General features: G+C 33.7%; 11 protein-coding genes. 6 read left to right on the forward strand and 5 right to left on the reverse strand.

The features are described from left to right. Positions 1–208: 208 nt before the first annotated feature. The 5 genes from M0D21_RS00680 to M0D21_RS00700 all read left to right on the forward strand — a co-directional run bounded on the left by M0D21_RS00680 (position 209) and on the right by M0D21_RS00700 (position 2632). A complete protein-coding gene (locus tag M0D21_RS00680) occupies positions 209–382 on the forward strand; it encodes a hypothetical protein (RefSeq protein ID WP_248325535.1) in 174 nt (57 codons plus the stop codon). Position 383: 1 nt separating this feature from the next. Further along, on the forward strand, positions 384–953 hold the full coding sequence (locus M0D21_RS00685; protein WP_248325536.1) for a DUF4251 domain-containing protein: 570 nt from the start codon (positions 384–386) through the stop codon (positions 951–953). Between the two features lie 58 nt (positions 954–1011). Next, positions 1012–1542: a hypothetical protein gene (locus tag M0D21_RS00690; RefSeq protein ID WP_248325538.1), complete on the forward strand. Its 531-nt coding sequence runs from the start codon at positions 1012–1014 to the stop codon at positions 1540–1542. A 43-nt stretch (positions 1543–1585) separates the two neighbouring features. Then, positions 1586–2221: a Crp/Fnr family transcriptional regulator gene (locus M0D21_RS00695; protein WP_248325540.1), complete on the forward strand. Its 636-nt coding sequence runs from the start codon at positions 1586–1588 to the stop codon at positions 2219–2221. A 207-nt stretch (positions 2222–2428) separates the two neighbouring features. Continuing rightward, entirely contained in the window at positions 2429–2632 is a 204-nt protein-coding gene (locus M0D21_RS00700; RefSeq protein WP_248325542.1) for a YgaP family membrane protein, read from the forward strand. A gap of 1257 nt (positions 2633–3889) precedes the next feature. On the opposite strand, the gene M0D21_RS00705 is transcribed toward M0D21_RS00700, so the two are convergent. Genes M0D21_RS00705 through M0D21_RS00715 form a run of 3 tightly spaced genes read right to left on the reverse strand, consistent with a single transcriptional unit; the run spans position 3890 to position 7984 of the window. After that, positions 3890–6250, reverse strand: a complete 2361-nt coding sequence (locus tag M0D21_RS00705) for an AAA family ATPase (protein ID WP_248325544.1) — start codon at positions 6248–6250, stop codon at positions 3890–3892. Then, positions 6234–6749, reverse strand: a complete 516-nt coding sequence (locus tag M0D21_RS00710) for an ABC-three component system middle component 4 (RefSeq protein WP_248325546.1) — start codon at positions 6747–6749, stop codon at positions 6234–6236. The genes M0D21_RS00705 and M0D21_RS00710 overlap by 17 nt, the downstream gene beginning before the upstream one ends. Further along, complete coding sequence (locus tag M0D21_RS00715; protein WP_248325548.1) at positions 6746–7984, reverse strand: ABC-three component system protein; 1239 nt, start codon at positions 7982–7984, stop codon at positions 6746–6748. The genes M0D21_RS00710 and M0D21_RS00715 overlap by 4 nt, the downstream gene beginning before the upstream one ends. 531 nt (positions 7985–8515) lie before the next feature. Between M0D21_RS00715 and M0D21_RS00720 the strand changes: the two genes are divergently transcribed. Continuing rightward, positions 8516–10948, forward strand: coding sequence for a TonB-dependent receptor domain-containing protein (locus M0D21_RS00720; RefSeq protein WP_248325550.1), 2433 nt, complete (start codon positions 8516–8518; stop codon positions 10946–10948). Positions 10949–11016: 68 nt separating this feature from the next. Here M0D21_RS00720 and M0D21_RS00725 read toward each other — a convergent pair whose 3' ends face one another. Both M0D21_RS00725 and argE read right to left on the reverse strand, forming a co-directional pair. Continuing rightward, a complete protein-coding gene (locus M0D21_RS00725; RefSeq protein ID WP_248325552.1) occupies positions 11017–12708 on the reverse strand; it encodes a leucine-rich repeat domain-containing protein in 1692 nt (563 codons plus the stop codon). 254 nt (positions 12709–12962) lie between these two features. Then, entirely contained in the window at positions 12963–14129 is a 1167-nt protein-coding gene (gene argE / locus M0D21_RS00730; protein ID WP_248325554.1) for an acetylornithine deacetylase, read from the reverse strand. Between the last annotated feature and the right edge of the window lie 2 nt (positions 14130–14131).

Genomic DNA, 14131 nt, shown 5'->3' on the forward strand with positions numbered 1-14131 from the left:
TAAATACTTCAATTTAAAGCGATGTTGCTGGATTTCAATAGTGTTTGCAACATTGTTTTTATAGGTTATAAATAACGAGTAAGATTGATATTACTTTTCATAAAATAAATATAAAGTGTTACAAATTAACCCATTATAAGTAAAAAAAGTAATAAATTAGGTAGAAAATAGATAGAAAAATGGGTCATTAACATAAATGTATACAGTTATGAGCGACAACAACAAAACTTCAAAAAAAAGGCGCTTCGCTGACTTTCAGAACAAATATCGTAGATCTTCAAACTTTGGTTATGGGTCCAAAAGAGATCGTTTTGCCCTAGCAGGTGACGGAGAATTACAGGTTCCTAAAAAGGAGAAAGAAGGAGATGACAATGCTGCATAATATGAGAATAGTAGTTTTTACAATACTAGTAAGTAGTGTTTTATTGGGGTGCTCGAGTACGAATCGAGTAGCAAAACAAGTGGCTCCCAATAGTATGCTAGATCAATGGGTAGAACAACAAGCCTTCGAGATTAGTTTAGATTGGGCATATCCCTCTGCTAGTATTGCACTTAATAACTTTGCCAATACCCGATTGGCACCTTTGGGAAGTACCTTGAACAACATCAGTTTAATCGGGAACCCCAACTACATCAAAATGAAAGGGGATAGCTTATCGGTATACCTTCCTTACTTTGGCGAGCGACAGCTGGCAGCAGAATATAATTCTAATCGTGGTGGAATCGAGTTTAATGGTGTACCCACAAGAGTAAAGTTAACCAAAAACGAAAAAAAACAGAGTTATATGTATACCTTTTTCTTAAATGAAGGTAGAGAGGCCAATAGAATGGTGATTACATTATTTCCTAATCTGGTGGCAAATGTGAGTGTTACCAGTAGTCATCGCACACCTATTACATATCGTGGAGAAGTTTCAGCCTTTACCCAAGAACAACTTTCGGCCCTAGAGTAGCCTTGTAACGTCTCTTTTAGTTTATAGTCTTTTATACGATTCACCAATCAATACAATAATGGCTATATATACAATTTCTTCTGAGAATAAGCATGCTTTTATATTTGGAATGATCGTTTTAATATATGTGCAATCCAACACTATTGTTGCTCAGGAAACCAATATTCAAGAAGAAGCTACACCAAGTGTAACCACCAGTGGAGCTGGATATACCGATGATTTTAATCCCGAAATACATGCTAATTTTGAAGTAAATTATAAGGTTACGTCAAATCTATTTTTTGCAATACGGGGATATAGAGATAAATACGTAGCACAAGATGTGTTTGGAGGTTCTTTTTTTTCCAGGCAATACCTTAGCAAACGATTATATCTATATTCTGGAATTCATGCCGAATTAACTGGTGGACTTTCTCCTGGAGAAGAACCATTAACTATATTATCGCGGTTAAATGCCATCAACGGAGTAGGGTATGATATAAACAAGAATTTTTCTATAGAGGTAGAAAATGCCATCAATCTGAAAAGAAACTTTGGTGGATTTAGCAATCAAAATGAATTTTTGATACGCGGAAAGTTTACCTTCTAAAATCGTTTAGATTTTTGATACCTTTAGCATAAAAGTAAACACATTGATCTCACAAGCGCTAGATACCTATTTCCCCAAACTGGCAGAAATGCCTCAACTAAAAGAAGATTTATTAGCTATTTGTAGCCTACAAACCTTTGCACCGGGAACCGTAATACTTAACGAAGGAGCCTATGTAAAAGCAATTCCGTTGGTGATATCAGGTTTAGCCAAAGTATTTAAAGTAGAACCCGAACAGGGTAATGAGGTCTTGTTATACTATATAAAACCCGGGGAAAGCTGTGTGATGTCTGTTACCACATTAATTCGCAATGAAACCAGTAGCGTAAAGGCTATTGTAGAAGAAGAAGCCGAAATCGTCATTATTCCTGCAGATAAGATCATGAATATCGTAAAAGCATACCCGCAATGGAATGAGTTTATGTATGATTTATTTAATCTGAAATTTGAAGAATTACTCAATGTTATCGAGATTTTAACTTTTTCAAAGAAGGAAACACGACTTATTGAGTATCTAAAGAAAGAAGCATTACTCAAAAAAAGTAATGTATTACATACTACACACCAGCATATTGCCTATGATTTAGGATCTTCGCGAGAAGTGATCTCTCGATTATTAAAAAAACTTGAACACCAGGGCGTGTTACGACTGCAACAAGGCATTGTAGAACTTTTATAATATATTTTCCAGTTTTTATAACCACTTGTAACAAATGTCACTGCTTTTAGCAGTTTCATGAGCTAGCTTTGTATATAACAAACAGAGTAGAAGCGTAGTGTCATGAAAAATAAAGCTGTTAAACTGCTTATCGTGTGTGTCATTTGCATCACAGTGATTACTGCACTTGTATTATTTTTTCAATTTATAACGTAAACGAACAATATCATGAAAAAGAATATGGGATCATTAGACCGTGTGATACGATTGGCTGTAGCCATAGCTGTAGGTATATTATTTTATACAGGTGTTATCACTGGAGTTTTAGGATATGTACTATTAGCAGCATCTGGAGTATTTTTAGTAACGAGTATTATTAGTTTTTGTCCGTTGTACTCAATTGTCGGGCTTAACACATGTAAAGTAGATTAACGATACATTAACCAACGATCATATCAGATATAACTTCAGCATAAAGTAACAAATACGGTTAGAAGTTAGTTATCGATATACATATGTCTAAATTGCGCTAGAAAATCAACCTGTTATAATGATGGGTTGATTTTTTATTGTAGTAAACATCAATATAGAGTAGTTCCTAAAATATTCTATTTTACATAATATAAATTATAGTACACGAAGTGATATCCAGAAAGTCCGGTGGACTTTCGATATTACTTGCGAGTTGGCGCGTTGGCAAAAGCAAATTGACGGATGCTTGCATTTTACATAATTACAGATATAACAACACGCCAGTGTTTTATATCGATTCCCAGCCGCATCTTCTCGCAGATTTAATAAATTGATCCTGTGAATCAATTTATTAAACTCTTGTAAAAGCCAATTTGCGACACGCCAAACTCCGTTATAATTAATCTTTATTCTGTAAAAGCAAATTATGCAGTGATTACCCTTCATAATTATGCTCAGAAATTTTCAAATACTCGATTCTCAGCGATCAACATTTGTAACTATAATTTACTCACAAGAATTTTATTTTAAATTTTGGAGTTCGTGATTGCTTCGCAGTTGCCGTTATGTACGGTATAATTTTAAAGATTGAGAATCTTTGAAATTTTGAGCGAGATTTAAAAAGCAAAACTTTTAGGTAGTTTATAAATCGCGTATTTGATAAAACGTACGTGATAAAAGTTTTTACGCGATTCTCGTGAAGGTTCCCTCATAAGCATAAAATTACTCTAACGAGATAATTTCTATGCACATGCTATCTGCAGAATACAGATTAAACATACTAAGGGTTTGCATATCTTTTTGTCTTGACCCTTCGATAAACTCAGGGTAAATGACAAAAGAACAAAAAAACCTGTGCTGAGCTTGCCGAAGTATCAAGGCCGCACAAAACTTTGGAACAATGTCCGGCGCAGTCACTATATTTTAGACGGCATAAAATTGAAAGTCTAGTAGACTTTTGATTTTGTGAGCGAGCTGGCGTGTTGGCGATTTATAACGTTTTGTTTAATCAATAGTACTACAATTATCCAGCCGCATCATCTCGCAGGTTTATAAAATTGATTCTGCCAATCAATTTTATAAACTCGTCTAAAATATTGACGCTCCTTTACCTATTGTTTATGCCAAAGTTTTCTGAAGCCGGTTTCGGGCTTTTAAGTTCTATTTTACATAATATTAAAAAGGAATAAAAAATCAGTCTTAAGTATTATTATATTATCAAAATTCAAGATTTGTCCAACCTAACTGTGAAAGCTTTTCTTCTTTACTAGAAATTACAATCTCAACTAATTTTGAAGAATCTAAACTTGAAATAGCAAATTCTCTGATGTCTTTATCATTAGGCATATAATTGATAGCTTTATTAGTTGCTTGTTCTTCTAAATATTCAAATAACGATTCTATACTATCAGCTGTATATCCCTCCACTCCATTGTCAAAATCACCTTCAAAAATTAATATATTATTATCAAGATCAACAATTCCTGAATCGATTAATGATGATATCCATTTTATTGCTTCTAACTCCCATAACTCAAAATCCATTTCATCATAATCGATTTCCAGATCATATGGGTAATCATCATCCAAATCTTGCTTGCCCGACAAATCATTTACATCATCGATAAATCCAATCTCATCCCTATCATCTTTAGGGTTAGCCGTATAGTGTTTTGCTATATATGGTTTTAGTTTATCCTCTAAATTTAAAGGAACATCATTGTCAACTACGATTATTTGAAAACTATCAGAAGATTTTTGACTTAGATTAATTAAATAGTTATAAATATTTTCGTATTTACTTGAATCATTCATTCCTTCTGCTATGTCTTCCTTAAGATTTGTTTCTTTTAAATCTAGATCTTTTGTTTTTCCAATGTACTTAGCAATGGTATCAATCATTAAAAAAGATGGATAATTTACACTTTCTTCCATTGCATATTCTAGCATACTAATATAAAACCCAACCGAACTTAAAGTTCTTACACCTCCAGAAGTAATTTTTTCATAATCTCTATTACGGATTATGGGTAAAAATGTTTTAGCAGAAACGGATATGTTATTAACGTTTTTCATACCAACGTATTCAAGGAAATTTTGAAGCCCTTCACCTAGTTTCAAAAATATCCTATCCAAACTTGGAGCAGAATCTTTAAAAGCTTTTAAATCTTCTCTAAATTCTGAAATTCTAGCTTCTAAACTTAGAATTTCAGAATCTATTGTCATCTGCTGCCTTCGAATTTTATAAATATGTTGTAAGTTTTTTAAATCACTTCTTAAACTTCCCATTTTAGAAGATATACTGTCCCTTTGACTTATATAAGGCGTTACCATCTTTTTGGTTTGAGTATCGAACTGTAATTTTAATTCATTTAAAGTTTCAGACTCTTTTTTTATTGAAAAATCAATCTTTTCTATTTTATCACGTAATCGATTATGGATTTTAACAAGTTCCTTTTGCCTTCTTCTTAAACCATTAAGCTCTGATTTTATGGTGTCAGCATCCGTATTAGCAAATTGTTCTTTTAGAACGCTAACCTTAATATTTTGATCACATACAGGACATTCTGTATTTTTATCTTCTATATTGGGGAACTTATTTAAAACTTCTATAGTTGCTATAATCTTCCTAATATCATTTGTATATTCCTGTCTTAAAGCAAAATTTTGTTTGATAGCTTGATCATTTATTAACTTTTGCTCATTATAAGAAGTTATTTTTTCTTCTAAGTCAGATATATTTTTTCTTAATTCATCAAGTTCACTTGTATCTGATAATAAGTTTTTATCAATTTCTTCTAGAGTTGTATTTAAGGAATCTAATTCGTTTTCTTTTTCCTGCTTTTTCTCTTCTAAAACTTTTAAGGAATCAATTTCAGTTTCTCTGAGAAAAGATGATACTGACAAATTTCTTTTATTTAAATCGTTACGTTCATTAACAAGTTCAGATATTATATTTTCAAGTTGAGTAATTTGTGTGTCAAGAGCATTGTACATTAGCTTAAAAGCTTCTCTAAGCTTTGCTAGATATGCATAGTTTTCTCCTAATAATTTTTTACTTCCGACTTTATCTTGATTTAGATAATTAAATTTAAAAATATCCCTAAAACTTAAAGTCACCATTTTTGAATCCTCCTTTGTTGGTGATTGCTTTAATTTAGTTAAAGGAATATTCATAGAAGACAATAGAAATTCTGAAAAAAAACCATCTTCACTAGATTGATTATAATTAGGGGAGTAATATTTAGGAAAAAAGTCTTCAAGTTGATTATATTCACAACGATAAACCTCTATTTCTTTTTTAGAATTAAATATATCTCTCTTTATTGTATATACTTCACCAGCAAGAAGTACCTCAAGTAAACAATATCTACCTGCCATTTCAATCTCATCATATAGATCTACTGAACTCGCACCTAAGCAATAATCTATTAAATTAAGAATACTAGATTTACCCGTATCTGAATCCCCATAGATCAAATTGAAACCACTATCAAAAGTAACCTTATAGTTCTTTCTATGCCCAACAAGTACTAAATGATTAATTACTAATTTTGGTGTTCTAATCTTTAATCCCATATCTTATGTAAGGTTCTATAAACTTGTTAATATTCGAATAGCTCAAAGACTTTAGACTATTTAGCTTTTTGTATATGTTATCTAACCTAATAAAATATTTAGAATTTAAAGTTTTGGCATAATCCAATCCTATTTCTGTTATAAAGTAATTCACCTCAAAATCCTTTTTGATTTTAACATCTACCATCTTATATGCTATTAAAAGGTTTAATAATGTTTTTATATCGGAAAAATTAAATAAGGATCCTCGATCAGGAAATAAGGCTTCAATTGAGTATTTTTCAGTATTACTTAGATTAATTAATTCTTTGTTTTTTAAATATAAAATTCTATTTAAAATTACAGGGTGTTTTGTTAAAAATTCAAAAGCAGCAATTTTTTCTAAAGTTAGTATAGGTTCTTTTTTAGAATTTCTGGACAAATTATTTAATAATAATATCATTTTACCAAGTTTCAAATAAACTTCGGAATCAGGTATGTATATAGGTAATTTGCTCAACTCTTTTCGTTGTTTTTAGATACTATTTTATTTTTGAATTCATTAAGTGTTGTAATATTATTTTCTTGAGCCCACCATATATCATCATCTATCGAAGCTAGTTGTTGCAGCATTCCAAACTTTTGTAATCCTTGTAATGGAGGATAAAGTGATTTTAAATAATTTTTATCTTCCGACAAAATTTTCTTATGTATAGCCGTAACCAGGGCATTTGAATTTTTGTGTACACCACTTAATAAATCTCCAAATTCTAAAACAAACAATTCTTTTATTTTATCATAAAGAGAAACTAATTCTTTTAAATCTATTCCAAGCCTATTTAATTTCCTAACGGTAAACTCTGCGTTGTAAAAAGCTTGTTTTGATTGGTTAACAAGTGTTGTATGAACATCAGCCATAAGTAATTTAAGAACAAATTTTTCTTCATCATACTGTCCATCATCAATGAACTTTTCTTTGTTCTCAATTTCATCAATCTTATTTCTAGTAATAAAACTCGTTAACTCTGTTCTCAAAGCGTGTAAAATAATGTCATCTTTATTATCAGGTTTTATTATACTAAAATGATCATCATCTGAATAAATAGGTTCTAAATTATCACGATCCAACGAAATTCCTGATATTTTTGGAACAATATCATCGCTTAATCCTTGCATATAGTATCTTTCAGGAAGGTTTTTGCATTGTACCCATTCTGTATTTAGCTTATTTATATTTTCACTCAAAGGAGCTAAATCTTTAACTTGACAATTTGGTATAATCTTTTTCCCATATGTAGCTAAATCAGATCCAGAGTGAGGTGTAGCTAAAGAAATATATAATTTTACTTTTGATGTTGAATTTTTATTTATGTCGTCAAGAACAAATCTCTTCGCAACTAAACCTCCCATACTATGACCAATAAGAACAATATTCTCATAACTCTCGCATCTATATTTCAGTTGTGTTGAAAGCAGTTCGGCGATACTTTCTATAGGTAAAATTTTTCTAGCTTTTTTATTATCTATTATCCTAGCTAATCTATTTAATTTAGGGAAAAGCTCTAATAATTTAGTATGATATACAAATATGCCAATATCCATATTATCATAAATAAGTTTTTCTTCAAGTATAGGGTCTATTAAAGGTTTGGTTTTATCATTTTTTATCCAAGTTTCCTCACTTCCTATAAATCCGTGGATGAAAACGACTATAGTGTTAACTTTATTAGAGTTTTCGTGTAATATTTTTATCATATTATTTTTACAATATGGCTAGCCTCAAATATAAAGAATCCATCCAATTAATATTTACGGGAATCCCTCAATAATGAATAAAATTTGAGGGAAATATTCCCATTCCACACACATTCCCCTACTTCCTATCGTCGAACGGGTAATAAGTATTCCATTACCTTTTTTAAAGGATATTTTCGTTAGAAAACTTTTAAAATAAGCTGTAGAGGAAATAAACTTTGCTTTTACCAAAGCAAAGTGACATAACGCAAGTACATAATCTAACACAAGATCGTTAACCCACTGTAGTATAATACCATACCTCACCTATCACCTCGTAGCATTCATATAGTGAGCTCTGGGAGGGTTTTATACCCAAAACCCTTGATATCCCGCAACTTTTACGCGATAACAGGTAAGGTTTCCTTGATTTTACGTAGATATATATGCTATAACCAACCCAATTCACATTGATAAACAGAATACCACCGTTTATCAATCTCTTTTTTATTGCTCATAAGATTACGGCTACTTGCAGCTAAAATCAGTCATATGAGGGTAGTATTTAGTATTGTATTTATAGTTATTGCTATAGCACAAGCATCGTCACAAATCACAGGAACCGTTGTAGATCAAAATGGTGTGGGTATCGAGTTTGCCAATGTTACCTTACACCCAAAAGATAGTACACAGCTGCGCACTGGGGTGATTAGCAGTACATCGGGTAAATTTGAACTCAACGTTCCAAACCCTGGTGAGTTTACACTACAAATCAGCCTACTATCGTATAAAACTTGGGTATCTCCCCAATTTACGGTAACTACACTCCCCTATCAATACCAGTTTACTCCCATCACGTTACAAGAAGATATGACAGAACTCGATGATGTAGTGATAAGATCACAACGTAAATTGATACAACGCACTCAAGAAGGTAGTGTGATTAATGTGCAAGCGAGTGTTATGACACAAGGGAGTACCGCCCTGCAACTATTAGAACGCTCACCGGGTGTGATTCTCGATCAATACAACAATACCTTTTCCCTCAATGGTAAAAGTGGCACACTGGTGATGATCAACGGTAAGGCGCAGCGCATTCCTACTGCAGATCTAATCGCCATGCTTAATGGGATGAGTGCAGATAATATTGAAAAAATAGAACTATTAACCAATCCATCGGCGCGATATGATGTAGATGGCAATGCAGGGATCATTAATATTGTCATGAGTAAAGATGAAACTTTAGGCATTCGAGGTACGGTGAACCTTAGTACCGGGTATGGCGAAGGTGTCAAACAAGCAAGCGGTTTTTCACTCAACTACGGCAGTACACGCTCTACCCTATTTGGCAGCTATACCTTCTCCTATGACGATACCTATTATGGTTTTCAGGCGCTTGGAGTTACCGAACTGCCGGCTTTGGGCGGGAGTACCACTGTAGACTTTACCAGTAGAACCCAACAAATAAATCGCAACCATAACCTTAATCTGGGGTATGAATACAAACTCTCTAAAACTTCCTCATTGGGAGCTAGTGCATTGTTTAATCAATCCCGACCGTTGGTAGAAACTCGTAATCTAGGCTTATACGATTTTGCAGCCGATCCTTTTCTCGAAGCTCAAATACACCTCAATGGAGATGGGAATCTAAAGAACCTAACTACTTCTATCTACTATGAAAAAACGGGGGAACAGCATAGCTTTTCGATCACAGGAGATTATATTAACTACAACAGTAAAACACCTAACACTGTAAATAGCCGCTATTTTGATGAAAATGGTGATCCTTTTCAGCCCGAAAGTGAGATTTATAATAATGGTAACCGTGGTTTTAATGATACCGATATTACCGTGGGTGTGCTTAATCTTGATTATAAACATACGGTAAATGAAAAGGTATCTATAGAGGGCGGTATTAAAGGGTCATTGTCAAATACCATTAATGATGCCCGTATCGAAATTTTAGAAGGAGATGTATTTGTGCCAGATGACAGATTCATTAGCAAAATAGAAAACAAAGAAACCATAGGAGCAGCCTATGCGCTGAGTGATTATCACCTTACTCAAAAACTAAAAGCACAGCTCGGTTTACGCTATGAATATTGGGATCAGGATTTTGATGACAGCGTCTTAGATCGAAGTTTTGGAAAATTGTTTCCTTCATTTTTTGTTACCTATTCATTGTCAGATACTACGGCGCTTAATTTTACCTATAACAAGCGCATTACACGACCCAACTACGCCGATTTAGCTTCCTTTTTGATATATAACGGTCCTACTTCGGTATTCAGTGGTAATCCGCAGTTATTACCTGCCATAACCGATAATATTAGTCTTACCTATAACAATAAGTCGTTTAGCATTTCGGTATTGGCGTCTAATGAAGATAAGCCCATTGCTCGATATCAGATTACCCGAAATGAGCAAAGTAATGTGGCGGTTATAGCTCCTGTAAATATGGAATACCTGCGTAATATCGATATGCAGCTCAATATTCCTATTCGCATTTCACATTGGTGGAACGTAAACGTGAATGGTACCGTGGGCGTAAGATCGTTTAAACTTCTACATACAGATGACAAGATCACCAAAGACTATGTACATTTTAATTTCAACGGAACGCAAACCATGCAGTTGCCCGGAGATTTTTCAATAGAACTGTCTGGCTGGTACAACTCACGACATTTTAATGGAAGTACCCGAAATGAAGGGTTTGGAATTCTGAATGCAGGAGTAAAAAAAGAGTTTAAAAATGGGAGTAGTTTACAATTTGCAGTATCTGATATTTTTGAGAGTTTCGATATTAATTTTAGGATAGGAACATTAACTCGAGAGGTGTTTGGTGATGTGTTTAATGGAAACTTCAGTCCAGAATCTGGCTTTTCGCGTATTTTTAGATTGAGTTATACCTATCCCTTCGGAAACAAAAAAGTAAAAGAAACCAAAGGTAAAACTTCGGCAGATACCGAGAAATCAAGATTATAATTTACAGTAGATGTACTACATTGTTTCAACATAGCACATCTACTGAAGTATTTACAATGCTACGAAGTTTAGTTATTATTAAAACTCCACATATAAGTGGCTTGTAGCTCGTTTATTTTATCGGTAGTCGTCTGCGCTATATCATTAAATCCGGGATTGTTTTTAAAATCGATATACCCATTCATTATCGAATTTAAAACCGCTTGATCATAAATATACCCTATCATTTCATCGATCTGCATTCCTGCAAACTGGTTCCCTCCTATCTCTAAATCGATAATTTTAGGATTATTGGTAAGGTCTAAAGTGCTCATTGCATTATTCTCTACAATCAACCGCTCTAGTTTAGGGTTATTAGATACATCTATAGTCGTAAGCAGGTTACCATTGATGTAAATACTCTCTAAGTTGGTGTTCATAGAAAGGTCAATACTACTGATTTGATTGTCGTATAGATCAATACGCGTTAAGTCTACATTTTTTGAAAGGTCAATACTCGTGAGTTCGTTTGCACCTACGTTAATCTCGGTTAACTCGGTGTTCTTTGAAAGGTCTATACTAGTGATAGAGTTTCCACTAACATCAATAGTCAATAAATCGGCACTATTAGATACATCAAAAGTGGTTAATCCATTATCTCTTGCTAATACTTTGCGTAAATTAGGATTATTAGATAGATCAAGATTTGAAATTTGATTTCCATCTACCCACAAAAATACTAATAGTGAGTTTTGAGAAACATCAAGATCTGTGAGTTGATTGTATCTTAACCATACTGTTCCTAAATTTTTATTTTTGGTAAAATCAAGATTGGTAATTTCATTATAGCCCAACTCCAATATTTCTAAAGCTATATTGTTAGTAGTATCGAGTGTAGCAAGCTTACCGCTATAAATAGAACATGTTGCTAATAGCGTTAACTTTGTGATATCTGCTTCGGTAATATTGCTTTGCAAAGGATTACCATCCTCATCATTACTATAGAATTCAAATTCTTCGATCACTTCTACGGCACCAGTTATCGTAACTTCATAGATGGCAGCTTCGGTATATTCATGTGTCAATTTATTTTCTTCAGCCGTATTTCTTGTTGTTGACACATACTCTTCAACAATACCATCTCCCCAATCGACCATATAGCTCGATCCTGTGAGTGATTTTAAAACCAAAGTTTTAGGTGTAAAGGTTGCAGATTCATCAATAGTAATACTGAATGTATCTGTAGCTTGTGGAATCGTAACATCTAAAGCTTCATACCCAAAATCGAAAGCTACATATCCTGCTGCATCAATATTTTCTACCGTGGCAGCGCTAGATTCATCGGGTTCTATTATAAAACCTAAGGGTATCGTATTCTCAATAAATTGAGATAGTGTAGAGTTTACCTTTGGAGCCAAAGAGATAACTACATCATTGGCATCTACCACAATAAATTCAGTTAAACTATATATCCCGGCATCCAGCGTGATTTCTTCGGTTACAAATTTTTCATTTTCTTCATTAATTGAAACCTTTTCTCTGGTTAACACTTCGTTTCCATCACTATTTACAACACTAATAAGGGCATAACTGGGCATTAAGTCGGTAGTTTTATCGACTACGTTTTTGGCTATAATTTCTTTAAAATCAATACTAAAGGTTTGTTGCCCTTCGGTTATTACTATTATGTCGTCATCTCCTTGTCCTGGCATGTCCTTATCATCAGAAGAGCAGGAAACAAAAAGAATAGAAAATAGAAGTAAAAAGAGTGTGTTTTTCATGAAATAGGTTTTAAATAATCTTTTAAAATAACAATGTTGCTTATAAGTGTAGTATGTTGGCAAGTTGTTACCTCCTATTTCGTATTTATTTTAAAATAATTTTGAGGAGTTTCGGTTTAAGGTGCAATTTATAATGTATGGTACTTTGCTACCACAGTCAATATATCATCAACTAGCATAGCTACTGATAGCTCTGGGAAGGTACAACGCCTAAAAAGACGATCTTTGCTATTGAAACGACAAGACACTAATCGCTAAGCAAAGGTAGCTAACGATAATTCTTCAATAAGTTTATCGATCATCTCTACTCCTTTTTCTAATTGTTCTTTGGCGATAAATTCATTGGCTCTATGGGCTTGGGCAATAGATCCTGGTCCGCAGATAATAGACTGAAATCCTTCATCGGCAAATTGCCCGGCCTCTGAAGCATAGGCTACGGTATTTAACTCTGATTTACCCGAGATTTTCTGTACCAACTGCACAACATCTGCATCATCTTTGGTATCCAAATGAGGTACGGCAGGGTGGTTTTCAACAGATTTTATGGAAAAATCAGGAAATACCTTTTGTAATTCGGCTACTCTTTCCTGGCAATAGGCTTCAAACTCCGCTATGATGGTAGTTACATCATCCATCGGGATGGTACGTAAATCCCAATAAAAGTGAGCTTTATCTGCAATGATGTTGGGAGCGATTCCTCCGTTTACCAATCCAATGTGAATGGTGGAGTGCGGCGGATGAAAACGATCGTCGAATTGTTTATTCTCAATCAACTGATTCATTTTATTCTCTAACCAAAGAATAAGACGCATAGATTCGTGTATAGCGCTTACTTCTTGTTTTATACGACTACTGTGACCCTCAGAACCATTTACATAGGTTTCTAGAATGTAAATTCCTTTTTGACCCACGATAGGTTCCATTAAAGACGGTTCTCCAATAATGGCATATTTTGGAGTTTCGGTATAAAAATCGTTGATAGCACGTGCGAGTTCTGGCCCTGCCAAACATCCTATTTCCTCATCATACGAAAAGGCAAAATAAATAGGTTTTTTTAAATCGGCTTTGGCCATTTCTGGCAACACAGCTAGGCAACACGCTATAAAACCTTTCATATCACATGAGCCTCTTCCGTATAACTTTCCATCTCCTTTATCTGTTAATACAAATGGGTCGGTATCCCACTTTTGTCCAGCCACAGGAACTACATCGGTATGACCAGAGAGAATTACACCTCCATCAACCGCAGGACCTATTCTACAATGCAACGACGCTTTATTTCCTTCTTCATTGGGTACTAAATGCACCTCAATATCATACGATTCAATATATTCCTGTATCCAATCAATTATACTTAAGTTGCTTTCACCGCCAAGTACTGGAAATGATACGAGTTTTGATAGAATTTCTTCTGCATTCATAA

Origin of the sequence: Aquimarina acroporae (assembly GCF_023195925.1) — a bacterium.
Taxonomy (GTDB): domain Bacteria; phylum Bacteroidota; class Bacteroidia; order Flavobacteriales; family Flavobacteriaceae; genus Aquimarina; species Aquimarina acroporae.